Genomic DNA, 20,196 nt, shown 5'->3' with positions numbered 1-20,196 from the left:
AGCCGTCCCCTCTTGCGCCGCAGCGCTTTATGGTGATCGAGCAGCCAGACGGCATCCCCAAAAGGGATGCGCGGCGCTCGGCTGTGACCATGGCAAGGCGAAGCGAGCCGCTTCGTCCAGATATGCCTTAGGAGTTCACAGCGTCCTTGAGGCCCTTGCCGGCCGCAAACTTCGGAACGTTGCGAGCAGGGATATCGACTTCCGCGCCGGTGGAGGGGTTGCGGCCCTTGGAGGCTTCGCGGCGGCTCACGGTGAAGTTGCCGAAGCCGACGAGGCGAACGTCGCCGCCGTTCTTCAGTTCACCTTGGATCACGTCGAACAATGCTTCGACAGACGTAGCTGCCTCTTTGTTCGTGATGCCGGCCTTTTCGGCAACAGCCGATACGAGCTCATTCTTGTTCATGTTTCCACCCTTTCAACTTGGTCCGAAACGACTTGTTTTCGGGCGGCCGCGCCATCGTCGCAGCGGTCGCCTTGGCAACCCAATCGCGCCGAATGCCCGGAAATGCAAGGCTTTGCGGTGCATTTTACGAAAAAAGACCGGCTCAAGGGCCGGTCTTCCACTGTTTAAGCGATGAACAACGGTGCGAAGACACCCTCATCAGGCCTGAGAATCAGTCCCGCCGCCTGTTGACGCGTCTCCGGGAAAGCGGTGTTACCGCCCTCCCGGAAGGCGTTATCAATGGGCGAAGCCCGTCGTCGTTTCATCCGTATCGGCCGCGACTTTCACCGGCGTAACGTTCTTTGACGGATCCCATTCGATGGCTTCCGGCATGCGGACCAGAGCGTGCTTCAGGACGTCACCGACCATCGACACCGGGATGATCTCCATGTTGTTCTTCACATTGTCCGGAATCTCCGCCAGATCCTTGGCGTTTTCTTCCGGAATAAGCACCTTCTTGATCCCGCCGCGAAGCGCCGCGAGCAGTTTTTCCTTCAGACCGCCGATGGGCAGAACCCGGCCGCGCAGGGTGATTTCACCCGTCATGGCCACATTCTTGTCGACCGGAATGCCCGTCATGATCGAGACGATGGCCGTTGCCATCGCCACGCCGGCCGACGGACCGTCCTTCGGGGTCGCCCCTTCGGGAACATGGACGTGGATGTCGCTCGTGTCGAAACGCGGCGGCTCGATGCCGAAGTCGATGGCGCGCGAGCGGACATAAGAGGCCGCCGCCGAAATCGATTCCTTCATCACGTCCTTCAGGTTGCCCGTCACCGTCATGCGGCCCTTGCCGGGCATCATCACGCCTTCGATCGTCAGCAGTTCACCGCCGACCTCGGTCCAGGCCAGACCCGTGACCACGCCCACCTGGTCGGTGCGCTCGGCTTCGCCATGGCGGAAGCGCGGAACGCCCAGATAGTCGTTGATGTTCTCGGCCGTCACCTGGATGCTGGTGGCCTTGCCCTTGAGGATTTCGGTGACCGCCTTTCGGGCGAGCTTCATCAGTTCGCGCTCAAAGGAGCGGACGCCTGCCTCACGGGTGTAGGTCTGGATCACCGCCATCAGCGCACCGTCCGTCACCGAGAATTCGGCGGGCTTCAGGGCGTGGTCGGCGATGGCCTTCGGCAGGAGGTGCCGCTTGGCAATTTCCAGCTTCTCCTCTTCCGTGTAGCCGGCAATACGAATGACTTCCATGCGGTCCATCAGGGGTGCCGGAATGTTCAGCGTGTTCGCCGTCGTGATGAACATCACGTTCGAGAGGTCGTATTCGACCTCCAGATAGTGGTCCATGAACGTTGCGTTCTGTTCCGGATCGAGCACCTCGAGCAGGGCCGACGACGGATCGCCACGGAAGTCCTGGCCCATCTTGTCGATTTCATCGAGCAGGAAGAGCGGGTTGGACTTCTTCGCCTTCTTCATCGACTGGATGACCTTGCCGGGCATCGAACCGATATAGGTGCGGCGGTGGCCGCGGATCTCGGCCTCGTCACGAACGCCGCCCAGTGCCATGCGGATGTATTCGCGGCCGGTTGCCTTGGCGATCGAGCGGGCGAGCGAGGTCTTGCCGACGCCCGGAGGACCGACGAGGCAAAGGATCGGACCCTTGATCTTCTGCGAACGCGCCTGCACGGCCAGATACTCGACGATGCGCTCCTTGACCTTGTCGAGACCGAAGTGATCGAGCTCAAGCACCTTCTCGGCGGCATTGAGATCGGTCTTGACCTTCGACTTCTTGTTCCACGGAATGCCCGTCAGCCAGTCCAGATAGTTGCGCACGACGGTGGCTTCCGCCGACATCGGGCTCATCTGGCGCAGCTTCTTCATCTCGGCGTCGGCTTTTTCCCGCGCTTCCTTGGAGAGCTTGGCCTTGTTGATCTTGTCTTCCAGTTCGGCCATCTCGTCGCGGCCTTCCTCGCCGTCGCCGAGCTCCTTCTGGATCGCCTTCATCTGTTCGTTCAGATAGTATTCGCGCTGGGTCTTCTCCATCTGGCGCTTGACGCGCGAGCGGATGCGCTTCTCGACCTGGAGAACCGAGATCTCGCCTTCCATGAAGCCGAGCGCCTTTTCCAGACGCCCCTTCACGCTCGTCGTTTCCAGCATTTCCTGCTTTTCGACGATCTTGATGGAGAGGTGCGACGCAACCGTATCGGCCAGCTTCGAGTAGTCCTCGATCTGGCTGGCGGCACCGACGACCTCGGGCGAAATCTTCTTGTTGAGCTTCACATAGCTCTCGAACTCGGAAACGACCGAACGCGACAGCGCCTCGATCTCGACCGGGTCCTCGGCAGGCTCCGCCAGCGGATGCGCCATCGCCTCGTAGAATTCCTCACGGCGCGTATAGCCGTCGATTTCCGCGCGCGAGCGGCCTTCGACCAGCACCTTTACAGTGCCGTCGGGCAGCTTCAGCAATTGCAGGACGTTGGCGATGGTGCCGATCTGGTAGATCGCAGAGGGCTCCGGATCGTCGTCGCCGGCGTTGATCTGGGTCGCAAGCATGATCTGCTTATCGGTACCCATGACCTCTTCCAGGGCACGGATCGACTTTTCGCGACCCACGAAGAGGGGCACGATCATATGGGGGAACACCACGATGTCACGCAGGGGAAGGACTGGGAAGGTCCCGCTCTCGGCTGCCGGAGACGTTTTGTTCGTCATGTCATTTCCTTTCCGTCCCGTTTCCGGGAGCGTTACCCGAAGCACGTCAAGGGTGCTTCCGGTCATCACTTTTTCCACTGTCAGAAGTGGAGGTTGCGAGACCCGTTTTCAACCCTTCGACGGCCTGACCCAACGGCAATCGAAGCGTATCGCACAGTAGAGGCTACGTGACTGTCGCGGACCTTGCCGCGCGACCTCAAGCCTCATGATTCGAACCACCGGCCCAAGACACGAAACCGTCATATCATCGCGCTGCCGGGGTGATTTAGCAATGGCGGAATGAGGGAGTGGACATGCTCAACGATTTCGACAGGTTGCCGGCCTGTTGCCAATGCCAGCAGTTGAGATGGGGCTTGAACGTCATCTTGCCCGCCGTAGCCGCAAGTCCCAGCCCATATCTCTCCACCCAACGAAAAAGGGCCCGCATCGCTGCGGGCCCCCTTCCTTCATTCTTCAAATCACATCAGGCCGAAACGTTGGCCTTCTCGTCCGTGCGCTCCGAGTAGATGTAGAGCGGGCGGGCTGAGCCTTTGACGACTTCGTCGGAGATGACGACTTCGCGGACGCCTTCGAGCGTCGGCAGTTCGAACATCGTGTCGAGCAGGATTTTCTCCATGATCGAGCGAAGCCCGCGGGCGCCGGTCTTGCGGATGATGGCGCGCTTGGCGATTTCGCGCAGCGCGTCCTCGTGGAAGGTCAGTTCCACGTCTTCCATTTCGAACAGGCGCTGATACTGCTTGATCAGGGCGTTCTTCGGCTCCGACAGGATCTGGATCAGCGCGTATTCGTCGAGATCCTCGAGCGTCGCCAGCACAGGCAGACGGCCGATGAATTCGGGGATGAGGCCGAACTTCACCAAGTCTTCCGGCTCCAACTCGCGCAGGACTTCGCCGACACGGCGGTCTTCGGGAGACTTGACCGACGCACCAAAGCCGATCGACGTCTTCTCGCCACGGGCGGAGATGATCTTGTCGAGGCCGGCGAAGGCGCCGCCGCAGATGAACAGGATGTTGGTCGTGTCCACCTGCAGGAATTCCTGCTGCGGATGCTTGCGTCCACCCTGCGGAGGAACGGAGGCGACCGTGCCTTCCATGATCTTCAGAAGCGCCTGCTGCACGCCTTCGCCCGAGACGTCCCTGGTGATCGAGGGGTTGTCGGACTTGCGCGAGATCTTGTCGACTTCGTCGATATAGACGATGCCGCGCTGGGCGCGCTCGACATTGTAGTCGGCCGACTGAAGCAGCTTCAGGATGATGTTTTCGACATCCTCGCCGACATAACCGGCTTCGGTCAACGTCGTCGCATCGGCCATGGTGAAGGGCACGTCGATGATGCGGGCCAGCGTCTGGGCGAGATAGGTCTTGCCGCAGCCGGTGGGGCCGACGAGCATGATGTTCGACTTGGCCAGCTCGATGTCGCTGCCCTTGGCCGAATGCGCCAGGCGCTTGTAATGGTTGTGGACGGCGACCGACAGAATGCGCTTGGCCTGCTGCTGGCCGATCACGTATTCGTCGAGAACCTTGATGATTTCCTGCGGCGTGGGAACGCCATCGCGGGATTTCACCATCGAGGTCTTGTTCTCCTCGCGGATGATATCCATGCACAGTTCGACGCATTCATCGCAGATGAAAACGGTCGGTCCGGCAATCAGCTTCCGGACTTCGTGCTGGCTCTTGCCGCAGAAGGAACAATAAAGGGTATTCTTGGAGTCACCGCCGCTGCTGCCGCTGACTTTGCTCATTTCACTTTCCTTCCAGCACGCCGCGCGTCCCCTGCGGGACGCAACGAACCACTCAAACCGCTCCGCAGACTGTCGCGCCGTTCGGCGTCAATGTGCTTTGCTTCCGGGAGTACGAACCGGCGGCGCTTTCGCGCGCACCGGCGGCAACTTATCTCCCACCGAAAAACCGGATGCTAGATTGCGAGAACTCAACATAGCATTAACGGTCGATAGTAACGGCTTTGGTCTCGGGATAAAGACCCTTGAAAGTTACAATTGTGTCACAAATGCATCATTTGCGACACAAAAGCCATGATCAACTTTCGACGGCTGCTTCCATCGCCTCGCGAGAGGTGATGACCTTGTCGATCACGCCCCAAGCGAGGGCCTCATCAGAGGTCATAAAGTGGTCACGATCAAGCGTCTGTTCAACCTCCTCATAGGTCCGTCCGCAATGCTTGACGTACACCTCGTTCAGGCGGCGCTTCATCTTCAGGATGTCGCGGGCATGACGCTCGATGTCGGAGGCCTGACCCTGGAACCCGCCGGAGGGCTGGTGCACCATGATACGGGCGTTCGGCGTGGAGAAGCGCATGTCCTTGTGGCCAGCGGCCAGAAGCAGCGAGCCCATGGACGCCGCCTGACCGACGCAGAGCGTCGATACGGCCGGCTTGATGAACTGCATCGTATCGTAGATGGCCATGCCGGCCGTCACCACGCCGCCCGGCGAGTTGATGTAGATCGCGATTTCCTTCTTCGGGTTTTCAGCCTCGAGGAAGAGAAGCTGGGCGCAGACCAGCGTTGCCATATGATCTTCCACAGGGCCGGTGAGGAAGATGATGCGCTCCTTCAGGAGGCGCGAAAAAATGTCGTAGGAGCGTTCGCCACGGTTGGTCTGCTCGACGACCATCGGCACGAGCGCCATAGCGGTATCAACGGGATTTGTCATGTCAGCCCTTCGTCTCATGAATGCGCGAACACTTCGCGTATCGGAATCATTCGAATATCTCTGCCCCTTTACATAGAGTGTCAGAGGTAGGCACTTCAAGTCGGCTGCCATCTATAACGTTAACGAGAGCCGCTTGCCCGAAAGTGGCGTCAGAGCTGGGATTCGATGGGAAGGTAGCCGATGATCGCGGCCGTCACCCGGCGCCAGAAACCGGCATCCGGCTCACGTTCCAGCATACGCGAGCAGTGTTGCGCCTCGTCGTTCCAGCAGAGCTTGCCCTTCTCGAGCGAAAGCCGGAAACTCGTGCCCGGATGGGTTTCGAGCGCGAAGATCGCATCGACGTCGGCCACCAGAGACGGGCACGTGAAGAGCACGCCCATCTCGGTGTTGAGTGAGGCCGAGCGCGGATCGAAATTCATGGAGCCGACGAAGGCACCCTTGCCGTCGATGGTGAAGGCCTTGGTATGGAGGCTCGCGCCGCGCGATCCGAAAAGCGAGATGCGCTGCGTTTCCGTCGCCTCCTGCACCGCCTTCAGCTCATAGAGCGTCACGCCGGCCGCCACGAGCTTGCGACGGTAGTTGGCGTAGGCACCGTGCACGGCGGCAACGTCGGTCGCGGCGAGTGAGTTGGTAAGGATCGCCACATCGACGCCCTTCGCCACCAGTCCGCACAGCTCCTTCACGCCATCGGCGCCGGGGATGAAATAGGGCGAGATGATCTTGACGCTTTGCCCGGCCGCCGTGATATGCGGCAGCAGTTCCTGCATGAGCCAGTTCTGGCGGCGCTCCAGATGCGCCTTTTCCGGCGGATCGGCCTTGATGGTGATATCGCCGGTGAACCTGAGCTCGCCGCTGCCGTGAAAGAGCCCGGACTCGGCTTCTGCCTGCTCCACATGGCCGAGATAGTGCCGGCCACCCTTGCCGCGCGCGAGCTTGGCGAGCTTGCGGCGCAAACGCGGCAGGTAGTGGCGATGCGGAGTGCGCAGCGAACCGATCGGCAGCACCATGGAGCTGTTCCAGTAGTCGTCGAAGACGCTGGCCGCCTCGTGAGCGATCGGTCCAAGCATCCACATGTCCAGATCGCGGAAATTCGCCTGCTCGGCCGCATCGAAATACGCGTCGCCGATATTGCGTCCGCCGGCGATGACGACGCGGCCGTCGGCAATCCAGGTCTTGTTGTGCATGCGCCGCGTCGCGCGCAGTGGCCGCAGCATCATTTCCAGCCCCCGGCGGAAGCGGTCGTTGCGCGCGCGGCTGGGGTTGAACAGCCGCACCTGAATGTTCTCATGCGCGTCCAGCGCCAGGCAGAAGCGGTCGTGCAGCCCGGCATTGATGTCGTCCAGCAGCAGGCGCACCTTCACGCCGCGATCGGCCGCGGCCAGCACCTCTCCGGCCAGGAGCCGCCCGGTGAGGTCGCGCCGCCAGTAGTAATATTGCAGATCGAGGCTGCGCCCTGCCCTGCGGGCCGAGATGGCGCGAACGGAAAATGCATCCAGGTTGTCGGATACGAGCGTGACAGCGCTCTGCCCGTCTTTCCCTGCGAGCAGTGGCACGCTCTCCCGGTCGATTTCCGTCTGCCCCTCCACGGGCTCGATCGCCTTTGCCGGCTGGCCATAGAGATGCCGGCCGAAGCGGCCATAGACGTAGATGGTGCCGAGCGCTGCCAGCACCGCCAGGATCGCAAGGGAGATGATCAGCCATTTCATGGAGCGGACGCGGGCCTCTGGGTGGGTCTGGCAGTCGGGATCGTCACGGGTGCCTATCGGGCCTGCAACGTCGTGTCCGTCGAAATCGTCTCGGTCTGGGGTGCGGCCCCCTCAGCGAGGTCCTTCCGGGTCGAAAGCGCCGCCTGCAGATCGATATGCGCCTTCAGCGGCAGATGGTCGGATGCGACGCGCGAGAGAGTCGAGTTGTGCACCTCCACATGCGTCACCAGCGTATGCGGGCTGCCCATCACCCGGTCAAGCGCCAGCAGCGGGTAGCGCGAGGGGAAGCTGGGGACGGCCGAAATCGAATGGTCGAAGATGGGGCTGAGCAGCGATAGCGCCGAGCGCTTGCCGATCCGCCATTCGTTGAGGTCACCGATCAGCAGCGTCGGACGCTCCTCGGCCTCCTCGATGGCCGCGAGAATGGCGCGCGCCTGCTGGCCACGGGAATGCCGCAACAGACCGAAATGGGCGGCGATGATGCGCAGCGGACCATGCTTCAGGTCGAGATCCACCACCAGCGCACCGCGCGGTTCGACGCCCGGCAGCTTCAGCTGGCTGACCTTGGCGACGGCCCCTTCGCGCACCAGCAGCAGGTTTCCGTGCCAGCCATGGCCCTTCGGCGAGAAAGCCGCAATCGGCACCGACAGGAGGTGGCAATCGCGATGCAGCCGCTCGAGATCGAGAAGCCCTGCCCGCTCGCCGAAGCGCTGGTCGGCCTCCTGCAGCGCGATGATATCAGCGTCGATTTCGCAGATCACATCCATGATCCGGCCGGGGTCGAAGCGCTTGTCGGTGCCGACGCATTTGTGAATGTTGTAGGAGGCGACCACCGTATCGCCCCGCGCTCCATCATCGCGCGCATTGGCTGAAGCCTCCCGGCCAAGCAGCGGCACACGCCGGGCCCGCAGGGCTGCAAGCAACCCACCGGCCGTCTTACCGGCTTTCAGGAATCGGGTGGGCTTGGCTGGCTTTTGCGACATGGCGGGGCTCACCTTGGCTCTTGGATGCTTCGGGTCGGGGTGGTCGTGTCCGTGCCTCTGGAGATAGCGAGGACGTGGCGCAAGACAAGGCGGCGGCCGTGCGCGGAGAGCAGCATTCCGAACGTCACCGACCGCCGACAGATGCACCCGCACGACAAAACCAGTGACGCAGCGGGCCGCCCAAAGTTGGGCAGGACCGTGCGGGCGGAAAGGCTGATCTTGACAAGCAAGCAATACGGACCGTCTTCTGTCGCACGACCAACATTCCGGGAGGTTTGGCGCGCGCAGGCTCGACGACGCATCCTTATCTCCCGATCGAGGTCTCCTCTACCGCATCCGACCGCAAACATTCCCGCGGTCCTCGCCCATACTGGACATGCCATGCCGACTGCCACGCTCTCCGCCCCGTCCCCCGCCATCATCGATGCCGCCACGCGGCGCGTGCGGCTCGATATCCGCGATCCCGCCTTCTACCGCGATCCGCTGCCGACCTATGCCGCACTGCACGCCGCCTGCCCCGCCTTCTACTGGGAAGAGCCCGGACAATGGTTCTTCACGGGCTACGACCAGGTGAATGCACTGTTGCGCGACCGCCGCTTCGGCCGCCAGATCCTGCATGTGGCGACGCGCGAGGAGCTGGGCCTCCCCGATCCGAAGCCGCATCTCGCCGATTTCGACCGGCTGGAGCATCATTCGCTGCTGGAGCTGGAGCCGCCGGCGCACACCCGTCTGCGCACGCTCGTCAACCGTGCCTTCATTTCACGGCATGTCGAAGCCCTGCGGCCGGAGATCGCTGCGCTCTGTCACCGCCTGATCGACGGTTTCGAGAGAGATGGGCGTGTCGAACTCCTGAAAACCTATGCCGAGATCGTGCCCGTCACGGTGATCGCGCGCATGCTCGGCGTGCCGCTCGACATGACGCCGAGCCTGCTCGACTGGTCGCACCGCATGGTGAAGATGTACGTGTTCAACCCCTCGGAGGAAACGGAACACGACGCCAACCGTGCGTCGGCCGAGTTCGACGCCTATCTCCGCGGCATCATCGCCTGGAAGCGCGACAATCCCGCCGACGACCTCCTGACCCACATGATCACATCCGAAAAGGACGGCGAGCGGCTGACGGACGACGAGCTGGTCTCGACCGCCGTTCTCCTGCTGAATGCCGGCCATGAGGCGACCGTGCACCAGCTTGGCAATGCCGTCGCGACCATCCTGCAGACAGGTGCCGACCCGGCCGCACTGTTCGCCGACGACACCGCCACGGAGCGGACGGTGGAGGAGTGCATGCGATACGCCGCCCCTCTCCACATCTTCCAGCGCCATGCTCTGTCCGATATCGAGCTCGAAGATGGCATCACCCTGAAGAAGGGCGACCGGATCGGCCTCATGCTGGCTGGCGCCAATGTCGATCCGCGCCGGTTCAGCGATCCCTCGACCTTTCGCCCGGACCGCAACGAAGGCCCCCACCTCTCCTTCGGCGCCGGCATCCATTTCTGCATCGGCGCGCCGCTCGCCCGGCTGGAACTCAAGCTGTCCCTGCCGATCCTCTTCGAACGCTTGCCAGCGCTGCGGCTTGCCGAGACGCCTGTTTTCAAGGACAGCTATCACTTCCACGGGCTGGAGCGACTGGATCTGGCGTGGGGGTGAAGCTCCGCCGCGCCGACGCCCATTAAACCCGGATCACGTAATCCTTGCGAGTCGTTTCAAGCACTTCCCAGGTTCCCTTGAAGCCGGGCCTGAGGATGAGGCTGTCGCCGGTCTTCAGGTCGAAGGTCTGGCCGTCGTCGCCGGTGACGATGGAGTGACCGGAGAGGATGTGGAAGTATTCCCACTCCTCATAGACGATCCGCCACTTGCCGGGCGTCGCTTCCCAGATGCCGGCGTAGAGACCGCCCGGGGCTTCCTCGATGTTCCATGTGCGGAATTCCGGGTCGCCGGAGATCAGGCGATCCTCCGCCGGAGCGCCGATATCCGGCTGGATGCCGGTGATGTCGAACGTGAGTGAAACAGCCATCGGCGTCAGACCTTTGCCAGCGATTGTTCGAGATCGGCGACGATATCCGCGGCATCCTCGATGCCGATCGACAGTCGGACGACCTCGGGCCCCGCACCGGCCGACACCAGCTGCTCGTCGTTGAGCTGGCTGTGCGTGGTGGAGGCGGGGTGGATGACGAGCGAGCGGGTGTCGCCGATATTGGCGAGATGCGAGAGCATCGAGACGCCTTCCACAAAGGCCTTGCCCGCGGCATAGCCGCCCTTCAGACCGAAAGTGAAAACAGCTCCTGCCCCGCGCGGTGCATAGCGCTGCTGTAGCGCATGGTTCGGGTCGCTCTCGAGGCCGGCATAATTAACCCAGGCCACCTTGTCGTGCCCGGCGAGATAGCGCGCGACGACGAGCGCATTGTCGCAGTGGCGCTGCATGCGCAGCGGCAGCGTCTCGATGCCGGTCAGCAGCATGAAGGCGTTGAAGGGGGAGATCGCGGGGCCGAGATCGCGCAGGCCGAGCACGCGGGCTGCGATCGCGAAGGCGATGTTGCCGAAGGTGGTGTGCAGCACCATGCCGTTATAGTCCGGCCGCGGATCCGACAGTGCCGGATATTTGCCAGACGCCGACCAGTCGAAGGTGCCGCCATCCACCAGAATGCCGCCCATGGAATTGCCATGGCCGCCCATGAATTTCGTCAGCGAATGCACGACGATATCGGCGCCGTGCTCGATCGGCCGCACGAGATACGGCGTCGCCATCGTGTTGTCGACGATCAGCGGCAGGCCATTGCGATGGGCGATCTCGGCAATGGCTTCGATATCGACGAAGGTGCCGCCGGGATTGGCCAGGCTCTCGATGAAGATCGCCTTCGTCCGCCCGTCGATTTCCGCCTCGAAGCTTTCGGGCGCCGCCGTATCGGCCCACCGCACCTGCCAGTCGAAGGATTTGAAGGCCTGTCCGAACTGGTTGATGGAACCGCCGTAAAGCCTGCGCGCAGCAATGAAATTGTCGCCCGGCGACATCAGCGTATGAAACGCGATCAGCTGCGCGGCGTGGCCCGACGCCACCGCAAGCGCCGCCATCCCACCCTCCAGCGCCGCGACGCGTTCCTCCAGTACGGCCTGTGTCGGGTTCGTGATGCGCGTATAGATGTTGCCGAAGGACTGGAGCCCGAACAGCGACGCGGCATGGTCGGCATCGTCGAAGACGAAGCTGGTCGTCTGGTAGATCGGCGTGGCGCGCGCGCCCGTCGTCGGATCGGGCTGCGCACCGGCGTGTACGGCCAGCGTGTTGAACCCCGGTGCGTTCGTCATCTCTCGTCCTCCCTGTGGCGAGCGCGCCGTGGCAGCGCCCGATGGTGCGTCGTGGCAGCGGGGTCGCGACCTATGTCTTGTTCCCCGGCCTCGACGTTTCTCGTTCGGCACACTATCCCAGACCGGACGTCGGACCGGAAGAGGCGAACGGCGTGTTCTTTCATCGGCGCGGCTGCGGCGGGCGACGTTTCATGTCACGGTCGGCGGGGTCAGGATGCGGTCCTACGCGGAGATTGGCGCCGCATTATCCAACCTTTGCAGCGAATGGTTGCGCCGACCGGCGGCTACAGAGCCGAGACCCGGTTGCGACCCGCTCGTTTCGATAGATACAACCCCTCGTCAGCGCGTCTGAGGATGTCGCTGGAAAAGCGATCCGGCCCATTGAACTCGCTGACGCCGCCGCTGATCGTCGCATCGCAGCGCAAATTCTCCCTGAGAACAATCGGAACATGCACGCGCAATCGCTCGGAAATTTCCAGCGCATCGCAACGATGCGTACCGGGCATGACAATCACGAATTCGTCGCCACCAAAACGGGCAATCACATCGCTCTGACGCAGATGCTGTCGGCATAGGCGGGCAATCTCGACCAAGGCGGCATCGCCTGCCTGATGTCCCATCTCGTCATTCAGCCGTTTGAAATTGTCGAGATCGAAAACGAGTACCGACGTTTGCGATTTTTCCCGTTTGAAGATCGCAAGGCGTTGATCCAGGGTCTCGATAAGCTTTCGCCGATTGTAGAGCCCTGTAAGGGCGTCCGTCTCGCTGAGTTGGCGCAGCTCTTGTTGAACCTCGTTCTTGTCCGTGATGTTGCTTGCCACCCAGACGACAGCAGCCTCGCCTTCCACCTGAAAATCGAGCGCCTGAACACGTCCTTCAAACCAGATGGAATGGCTAGGGCCGTCGCCGGCTCCGTTGACGTCGTTGCCGCTGAGTTCATATTCGACGATATGGAGTACGCCACTCTCCAATGCCTTTTCGATTTCGCCAGCAAACCACTGTGCCTTATCCTCTTTCAGCACATCAAAAATGCTGCGTCCGACAAGACCGCTGCCGTCATGATAATGCCGGAGATCCTTTCCCCCGAATATAGCTGCATACCTGCCGCTACGCGTCAGGATGAAGGCGGGGTCCGGAAGGGAGGAAAGAATGGACATCAGTTGCTGCTGCATAAACACGGAGTCACTTTCCACATTGGCCGACGAAACGACTCTGCTGAAAAAATACCCGTATGTACAAACGGCATGTATTTTATCTGCAGACCGGCCTTCCACTTCCTCCAGATTGCCACAACGGCATTTCATTTTTCTAAATGCAGCAACACGAGTTAACCTGGTGAAGGCCTTTCCGGCGGACAGATTGACGTCCCCTCATCGTTGACCGTCCGGTGTTCGAATCGATACCGATCGGGCCGTTCACCGCCCATGAAAGGCAGCCTGATCAGCCAACGAGCCGCGGATACTCCATCGCCGGGCAGCGGTCCATCACCACCTTGATACCGCGCGCCTCGGCCTTCGCAGCCGCCGCGTCGTCGCGAACGGAGAGTTGGCCCCACATGACCTTCGGCAGGGGATCGAGCGCAAGGATCTCGTCCACCAGTGCCGGCAGGGCGTCGGCGGCGCGGAAGATGTCGATCATGTCGATCGGCTCTTCGATCTCGGCCAGACGACCATAGACGGTGCGGCCCTGAAGCTGGCTGCCGGCGAGGCCCGGATTGACCGGGTGAACGATGTAGCCCTTGCGCAGCAGGAAGCCCATCACCCGGTAGCTCGGGCGCTCCGGATTGACCGAGGCGCCCACGAGCGCGATCGTCCGCGTCGAGCGCAGAATGTCCTTGATGTAGATGTCCGGGTACTGATCGTGATTCATGGTGCCTCCTGCCTCTCTTTCTGGCGCGCATTTTCCATCTTTCCAACGGAAAAGATGGGAGCGATCTGCGCTGTTCCCGGGAAAATATCTCTTTCCGTCGAAAAGACCCTTCCGGATCTGCCTAAAACGGCATCTCTGTCATAAAACTGTCGTGCTGGCACCTGGCGGTGCTTGCGGTCTCGCCCCGGCCTTGCCACAACGGAGGCGCGCTTCCGCCACCCTCCCCCTCCGGTGTCCCGTGCCGCTCGACGTCCTCCTCTTCGTTCTTTTCGGCGCCCTGCTGCATGCAGGGTGGAATGCGATGGTGAAGGCCGGGACGGACAAGTCGCTGGATGCGGCGATGATTGCGCTGGGTGCTGCCGTCATCGCCCTGCCGTTCCTGCCCTTCATACCGTTGCCGGATGCGCGGGCGGTGCCGTTTCTGCTCGCCTCCGCCGTGCTGCAGTTCGGCTATTTCCATCTCGTGGCCGCCGCCTACACCGCCGGCGATATCGGGCTCGTCTATCCGCTGATGCGCGGCGGCGCACCGCTGCTCATTGCCGCGACCAGCAGCATGATCGTCGGGGAAAAGCTGACCCAGGGCGCCTCCCTCGGCATCCTCGCCATTTCCGCCGGCATCTTCACGCTCGCCTTCGAGGCGCGCCGCAGCGGCACACGGGCCATCGTGCTCGCGCTCGTCAACGCGCTCTTCATTGCCGCCTATACCTATGTCGATGGCATCGGCGCGCGCATTTCCGGCAATGCCATTTCCTACACGCTGTGGATGGCGCTGCTGCCGCCCGTGCTGCTGTTCGGCTGGGCGATCTCGCGACGGGGTGCCGCACCCGTGCTGCGTCACATCCGGCACAACGGGTGGCGCGGCCTTGTTGGCGGCGCAGGCTCCATCGGCTCCTACGGCATCGCGCTCTGGGCGATGACCAAGGCGCCGGTCGCAACCGTTGCCGCCCTGCGCGAAACCTCGATCCTCTTTGCGATCGTGATCTCCGTCACCGTGCTGAAGGAGCGCATCAGCCCCTTCCGCATCGCAGCCGCCTGCCTTATCGCACTCGGCGCCCTACTCCTGAAGCTCGCCTGACGGGTGCTAGGAGCCGGGCCAGACAGGCGTACGGTTCGCCAGAAACGCCCCCGCTCCCTCGACAGCATCCGGCGTCAGCGCGCTTTCGGCTTCCGCGCTTGCGGCCTCGGCATAGGCCGCCTCGCGCGACATCGACGCCTGCCGGTCGAAGGCGGCCTTCACCCCACGCTGCGCATCCTGCGACTTCGAGGCGATGACGGCGGCGTATTTGTCCACCACCTGCCGCAGATATTGCTTCGGCACGATGCGGTTCACGAGGCCGAAATCCTTGGCCGTGGAGGCATCGATCGTCTCGCCCGTCAGCAGCATTTCCATCGCCTGCTTGCGGCTGGCCGCACGGGCCAGCGCCACGACCGCGCCCATCGGCGCGACGCCGATATTGACGCCCGGCGTGCAGAACGTCGCCGTATCCGTGCAGATGGCGAGATCGCACGCCGCCACCAATTCGCAGCCCGCCGCCGTTGCCAGCCCGTCGATCTCGGCGATGACAGGCTGCGGAAGCGCCGAGATCGTCGTCATCAGCCGCGCCGAAAGCGCAAAGGCCGCCGCGAACGCATCATGGCCGGCATCCTCGTCTGCCCGCCGCCGGGTCATCTCATCCAGATCGAGGCCCGCCGAGAACACCGCTCCGGTCGCCGCGAGAATGATGACGCGCAGCGAGGTGTCCGCAGCCGCTGCGTCGAGTTCCGCCAGTAGCGCTTCGATGACTGCCGTCGAAAGCACATTGAGCGGCGGATGGTTCAGCGTCAGGCGCAGCACGCTACCCTCGCGTTCCCGCAGCACGAGGTCGCGGGGCTCCTGCCGGTGCAGGGAAACGATATCGGCCATGTCGGCTCCTTCTAAAGGGGGCGGAATTCGATCTTCAGCTACGCCGCCGGGCTCATGCTTTCAAGTCGAACGGCACCGGATGCGCTTTGAAGACGGCTCCACGTAACCAGAATCGATGAAATTTCTTGTGGTATTATAAAACCACATATATAACCCATTGATTTTGCTCACCGCATCTTGCAGGCCTATCATCCCCACCTCTTGACGGGCAAAGCGGCCTGACCTTATAAGCCACCCTGTTCGGGGACGGTCACGTCCGCGTTCTCTTTGCGGGTCTTCCCTTCGGGTTTGCTACCGCAAATCAAGCAACAAAAAACGCCCGGCGGCAACGTATCGGGTCCCAAACGAAAGAGTTTCATCATGTCAACCTTCGTTCAGAAGCCTGCAGAGGTGGAGAAGAAGTGGATCCTCATCGACGCCGAAGGCCTCGTTGTGGGTCGCGTCGCGACCATCATCGCCAACATCCTGCGCGGCAAGCATAAGGTCACCTACACTCCGCATGTCGACGACGGCGACAACGTCATCGTCATCAATGCCGAGAAGGCCGTGCTTACTGGCAAGAAGTACACCGACAAGAAGTACTACTGGCACACCGGCTATCCCGGCGGCATCAAGGAGCGCACCGCGCGCCAGATCATCGAAGGCCGCTTCCCGGAGCGCGTTCTCGAGAAGGCTGTCGAGCGCATGGTTCCCCGCGGCCCCCTCGGCCGTCGCCAGATGAAGAACCTTCGCGTCTACGCAGGCACGAACCATCCGCATGAAGCGCAGCAGCCGACCGTCCTCGACGTCGCCAAGCTGAACACGAAGAACGTAAGGAGCGCCTGATCGTGGCCGACCTCTCCTCTCTGAAAGAACTTGGCACGGTCGTGGAAGCCAGCAACGCTGCTCCCGTTCATGTCAAGAAGATCGACGCCCAGGGCCGCTCCTACGCGACCGGCAAGCGCAAGAACGCCGTCGCCCGCGTCTGGATCAAGCCGGGCTCCGGCAAGATCACCATCAACGGCAAGGCTTATCCCGAGTATTTCGCGCGTCCGGTTCTGCAGATGATTCTGCGCCAGCCGATCTTCGCAGCTGCTCGTGACGGCCAGTTCGACATCGACGCCACGGTTGCCGGCGGCGGTCTGTCCGGCCAGGCCGGTGCTGTTCGTCATGGCATCTCCAAGGCCCTCACCTACTACGAGCCGGGCCTGCGTCCGGTCCTCAAGAAGGGTGGCTTCCTGACCCGCGACAGCCGCGTCGTCGAGCGTAAGAAGTACGGCAAGGCGAAGGCCCGTCGTTCGTTCCAGTTCTCCAAGCGTTAATCGCTTCGATTTCAGGACTGCGTCAAAGGCGGGGCTTCGGCTCCGCCTTTTTCGTTTGTTCATCCGGCGTTTGCAGCGGCTAGCGAGACGACCCTACCGGCCGCGAGCCCCGACATTTCAGGGAGGTCGAGCCTGCGCCCCCAACCTCAGAACGCCTGGTTGCCGGCGGCAACGAGCGTTAACTTTTCTGTCGGTCTGATAGCTGGTCGATGATCGCCCCGACCACGCGCTTGGCGCCCGTCGTGGTAAAGTGTCGGATATCGGCCAGGTAAGGCAATCCATCCGACACGAGCGCACAACCGCCACCCGATGAAACGTTGCAGAAGATGTCTTCCGGGAACACCTTCAGTGTTTTACGGCTGGCTGCCGCATCGAGCACTGAACGGCTGAGGGCGCTGCGACGTATAAAGTTGGCGTAGGGAATGATCACTTCCGGCTGAATCACCCCTCTCAGCATCTGCTGTACGACCATATCCATGAGGCTCGTGTCAGGTTGCGGATGGGGATAGACCAGTACGACGAGACGCCCGGAAGCTTCGATTGTCGCGATCGTGTCCTTGAGCCGCTGGGTGACCGCACGTTTATCCTCGTCCCGGAGAGGATCGATTGTTCCGTCGATCTCGTAACCGGGGTAGCCGAAAAACTTCATCCAGGAGGCTGCAAGCACCACCGTCTTGATATCGGGCGAAGCAAGGATCTGTTCGAGCACGCTCGAATTAAATGCGCTGCAATGTGCGCTCGGTTCGACGGACGGAACGGAGACACCGGGAAGCGGAGCGCAAAAACCGTGTGTAAATTGCTGAAGGGTAACGCCGCGTGAATCGAGTTCGCTCGCCAGCACGCCTGACAGCGACGACGAAATCGAATCTCCCCAGATCGCATAGGCCTCAGAATGCCCCGGATTATGAAGGCATTCGATCAGAGGAAATACGGGAAGGTCGGACTTCTCATCGAAAAGACAGGCCGTATTCCATTCGCTTTCGCGTAACATCGCGATAACCTGGGACGGCATTCGCCAAGGCAGACCCTTGGTTATCTGACCCGCAGCGCTCACGGTTACGATCAGAATGCCGGCAGCGGCGATAAACATCCGAAAAGGCTTCCAGCCTATCCGAAAAGGCCCGCTGTGCTTGCGGAACGGTTGCTCGATAAAACGCCAAGTGACAACGGAGACCACGAGCGCTGCAAGAGCAAGGCCGAGCATAACCGCAAGAGGTGGCTCAGCCGCACTGCGGATCCGGGCAAAGGCAAAGAACGGCTGGTGCCAGAGGTAGAAGCTGTAGCTGACGAGACCAAGGCCCACGAGCGGCCGCAGAGACAAGACACGCGCCGTGAATGTTCCCTGCACTCCGAACACGAGAAGGAGGCCTGCCCCGAGAACGGGGGCAAGCGTCAGAGCCGAGGGCCAAGCCTGTTGAACCGTTGGCAGCAGGAAGGAAACGAGGATCAGCGCAAGGCCGACAAGCGATGCCACCTCATTGACACGACGTGACCGGGAAGACGCCACGAAAGAAAAAAGGGCCCCGCCCAGAAGCTCCCATGCCCGGCTGGTGAGGAAGTAGAAATTTATCGTCGGGAATGAACGAACCCCAACAAGACAAAAGAGAAAACTGAGAGTGAAAATCCCGACCATCGCGGGCACAAGGACATTCCTCCTCGTTCTCGTTAGAAATACGACGAGGATCGGAAAGAGTAGATAGAACTGCTCCTCAACAGCCAGACTCCAGGTATGCAACAGGGGTGCCCGATCCATGTCAGGCGCGAAATAGCCGTCCTTCGTTGCAAAATGAATGTTCGAATAGGAGAACAGGCTCGACAGCAGAGACTGCGCGTACGCCTTGAAGTCTACTGGAATCATCCACATCCATGCGAACGGTATGGTGGCTGTCAGCATCACCAGAAGCGCAGGGAGAATACGTCTGACACGCCTGTCGTAAAATGCCGTCAGCGAGAACGTCCCGGACTGAAGCTCTCGGACGATGATGGCCGTGATCAGATATCCACTGATAACGAAAAAGATATCGACCCCCAGGAACCCTCCGGGGAGAAACGGCACGCCGGCGTGATGAAGGACGACAGCGGTCACGGCAGTGGCACGAAGACCATCAATTTCGCGTCTATAAAGCATTCCGTTCCATCGGGAGCATGTCACACATGAAGAGAATTCATTATATTAGGAATATACATATTGCAAGTTCGCCTGCTGGCGTCTGCCACCTCTAGATGTAGTGCCAACAGCCGTTAGACCGACCAACACCGGAAAAACGTCTCTTGCCAGAGATGCAGAATTCCCCCACTTTTGGCTCAACGTCCTTCGGAGTTTCCATGGCCGGCAAATCGATCGATCACGCCATCACAGCCGACTCGCTGCTGAGCGCTGCCAGCGACCCGACCCATGCCGGTATTCTGTCCTTCATGCGCCGCCGCTACAGCAAGACATTCACCGGCGTCGATGCCGTCGTGTGGGGCATTCCGTTCGATGCGGCGACGTCCAACAGGCCGGGTGCCCGCTTCGGGCCGCAGGCCATCCGGCGGGCGTCGGCTATCTTCGACAACGATCCGCAATATCCGTTCCAGCGCGACCTCTTTGCCGAGATGGCGGTGGTCGACGCCGGCGATTGCCTGCTCGACTACGGGTATCACGAGAAAACGCCGGCCACGATCGCGCAGGAGGCGGAGCGGATCATTGCGTCCGTGCCCTATCTGCTGACGCTCGGCGGCGACCACTTCATCACGCTGCCGCTTCTCAGGGCACACGCCGCCAAGCACGGGCCGCTCGCCCTTGTCCAGTTCGATGCGCATCAGGATACATGGCCTGACGCCGAAGGCCGGATCGATCACGGCTCCTTCGTCGGTCGCGCCGTTCGCGAGGGTCTCATCGATCCCGCGCGCTCGATCCAGGTCGGCATCCGGACGCATGCGCCGGAAGATTTCGGCATTCGCATTCTCTACGGCGATGCGGTGGAGGAAATGAGCGCGTCCGCTATCGCCGCCGAGATCCTCGCACAGACCAAAGGTGCTGCGGCCTATCTCACGGTCGATATCGATTGCCTCGATCCGGCCTTTGCGCCGGGCACGGGTACGCCGGTCTCGGGCGGGTTTTCAAGCGCGAAGCTCCTGTCGGTCATGCGGAAGCTCGCGCCTCTCGACATTCGCGGGTCCGACGTGGTCGAGGTGGCGCCGGCCTACGACCATGCCGATATCACCGCCATTGCCGCATCCACCGTCGCAATGTATATGCTCGGCCTGCGCGCGGAGCGGCTTGCGGCCAGCCGGTAACGTTTGCTGGCTACTGTTATCAAACTGAATCAAGAGCATGACAGACTGAGTCCGGCGCGACGCGCAACCTCTTGAACCGACGGGAC

At 61.7% G+C, this 20,196-nt stretch carries 17 protein-coding genes; 5 read left to right on the top strand and 12 right to left on the bottom strand.

Annotation, left to right across the window (positions count from 1 at the left end; translation table 11 throughout):
• Positions 1-127: 127 nt before the first annotated feature.
• From hupB to G8E10_RS05040, 6 genes are all read right to left on the bottom strand, one after another.
• Positions 128-403 (bottom strand): DNA-binding protein HupB, encoded by a 276-nt coding sequence (hupB, locus tag G8E10_RS05065; RefSeq protein WP_110726353.1) that lies wholly within the window; start codon positions 401-403, stop codon positions 128-130.
• Positions 404-679: 276 nt separating this feature from the next.
• The gene (lon, locus tag G8E10_RS05060; protein ID WP_245507071.1) at positions 680-3,100 is read right to left on the bottom strand and encodes an endopeptidase La; all 2,421 of its coding nucleotides are present in this window, start codon (positions 3,098-3,100) and stop codon (positions 680-682) included.
• Positions 3,101-3,563: 463 nt separating this feature from the next.
• A complete protein-coding gene (gene clpX, locus G8E10_RS05055; protein WP_110726354.1) occupies positions 3,564-4,841 on the bottom strand; it encodes an ATP-dependent Clp protease ATP-binding subunit ClpX in 1,278 nt (425 codons plus the stop codon).
• Positions 4,842-5,136: 295 nt separating this feature from the next.
• Positions 5,137-5,769, bottom strand: a complete 633-nt coding sequence (locus tag G8E10_RS05050; RefSeq protein WP_092933239.1) for an ATP-dependent Clp protease proteolytic subunit — start codon at positions 5,767-5,769, stop codon at positions 5,137-5,139.
• Positions 5,770-5,918: 149 nt separating this feature from the next.
• Complete coding sequence (locus tag G8E10_RS05045; RefSeq protein WP_167127566.1) at positions 5,919-7,475, bottom strand: phospholipase D family protein; 1,557 nt, start codon at positions 7,473-7,475, stop codon at positions 5,919-5,921.
• A gap of 53 nt (positions 7,476-7,528) precedes the next feature.
• A complete protein-coding gene (locus G8E10_RS05040) occupies positions 7,529-8,458 on the bottom strand; it encodes an endonuclease/exonuclease/phosphatase family protein (RefSeq protein WP_167127563.1) in 930 nt (309 codons plus the stop codon).
• Positions 8,459-8,839: 381 nt separating this feature from the next.
• On the opposite strand from G8E10_RS05040, the gene G8E10_RS05035 reads away from it, so the two are divergent.
• On the top strand, positions 8,840-10,105 hold the full coding sequence (locus G8E10_RS05035) for a cytochrome P450 (RefSeq protein ID WP_167127560.1): 1,266 nt from the start codon (positions 8,840-8,842) through the stop codon (positions 10,103-10,105).
• Positions 10,106-10,127: 22 nt separating this feature from the next.
• Here G8E10_RS05035 and G8E10_RS05030 read toward each other — a convergent pair whose 3' ends face one another.
• From G8E10_RS05030 to G8E10_RS05015, 4 genes are all read right to left on the bottom strand, one after another.
• Positions 10,128-10,472, bottom strand: coding sequence for a cupin domain-containing protein (locus G8E10_RS05030; protein WP_132447019.1), 345 nt, complete (start codon positions 10,470-10,472; stop codon positions 10,128-10,130).
• 5 nt (positions 10,473-10,477) lie between these two features.
• The gene (locus tag G8E10_RS05025; protein ID WP_167127556.1) at positions 10,478-11,758 is read right to left on the bottom strand and encodes an O-acetylhomoserine aminocarboxypropyltransferase; all 1,281 of its coding nucleotides are present in this window, start codon (positions 11,756-11,758) and stop codon (positions 10,478-10,480) included.
• A gap of 284 nt (positions 11,759-12,042) precedes the next feature.
• Positions 12,043-12,930, bottom strand: coding sequence for a sensor domain-containing diguanylate cyclase (locus G8E10_RS05020; protein WP_281517448.1), 888 nt, complete (start codon positions 12,928-12,930; stop codon positions 12,043-12,045).
• Between the two features lie 268 nt (positions 12,931-13,198).
• On the bottom strand, positions 13,199-13,627 hold the full coding sequence (locus G8E10_RS05015) for a CoA-binding protein (protein WP_110799572.1): 429 nt from the start codon (positions 13,625-13,627) through the stop codon (positions 13,199-13,201).
• Positions 13,628-13,865: 238 nt separating this feature from the next.
• Between G8E10_RS05015 and G8E10_RS05010 the strand changes: the two genes are divergently transcribed.
• Positions 13,866-14,702: an EamA family transporter gene (locus G8E10_RS05010; protein WP_167127550.1), complete on the top strand. Its 837-nt coding sequence runs from the start codon at positions 13,866-13,868 to the stop codon at positions 14,700-14,702.
• A gap of 6 nt (positions 14,703-14,708) precedes the next feature.
• Here the strand turns inward: G8E10_RS05010 and G8E10_RS05005 are convergent, their stop codons facing one another.
• On the bottom strand, positions 14,709-15,530 hold the full coding sequence (locus G8E10_RS05005) for an enoyl-CoA hydratase-related protein (RefSeq protein WP_167127547.1): 822 nt from the start codon (positions 15,528-15,530) through the stop codon (positions 14,709-14,711).
• Positions 15,531-15,890: 360 nt separating this feature from the next.
• Between G8E10_RS05005 and rplM the strand changes: the two genes are divergently transcribed.
• Positions 15,891-16,355 (top strand): 50S ribosomal protein L13, encoded by a 465-nt coding sequence (rplM, locus tag G8E10_RS05000; protein ID WP_062596672.1) that lies wholly within the window; start codon positions 15,891-15,893, stop codon positions 16,353-16,355.
• Between the two features lie 2 nt (positions 16,356-16,357).
• Positions 16,358-16,831: a 30S ribosomal protein S9 gene (gene rpsI, locus G8E10_RS04995; RefSeq protein ID WP_092933221.1), complete on the top strand. Its 474-nt coding sequence runs from the start codon at positions 16,358-16,360 to the stop codon at positions 16,829-16,831.
• Positions 16,832-17,009: 178 nt separating this feature from the next.
• Here rpsI and G8E10_RS04990 read toward each other — a convergent pair whose 3' ends face one another.
• Positions 17,010-18,959: an acyltransferase family protein gene (locus G8E10_RS04990; RefSeq protein ID WP_167127544.1), complete on the bottom strand. Its 1,950-nt coding sequence runs from the start codon at positions 18,957-18,959 to the stop codon at positions 17,010-17,012.
• 197 nt (positions 18,960-19,156) lie between these two features.
• Between G8E10_RS04990 and speB the strand changes: the two genes are divergently transcribed.
• Complete coding sequence (gene speB / locus G8E10_RS04985) at positions 19,157-20,110, top strand: agmatinase (RefSeq protein ID WP_167127541.1); 954 nt, start codon at positions 19,157-19,159, stop codon at positions 20,108-20,110.
• Positions 20,111-20,196 lie beyond the last annotated feature (86 nt).

The organism is Ferranicluibacter rubi (genome assembly GCF_011603255.1).
In the GTDB taxonomy this organism is placed as follows: domain Bacteria; phylum Pseudomonadota; class Alphaproteobacteria; order Rhizobiales; family Rhizobiaceae; genus Ferranicluibacter; species Ferranicluibacter rubi.
This window is presented reverse-complemented; position numbering and strand designations above follow the sequence as displayed.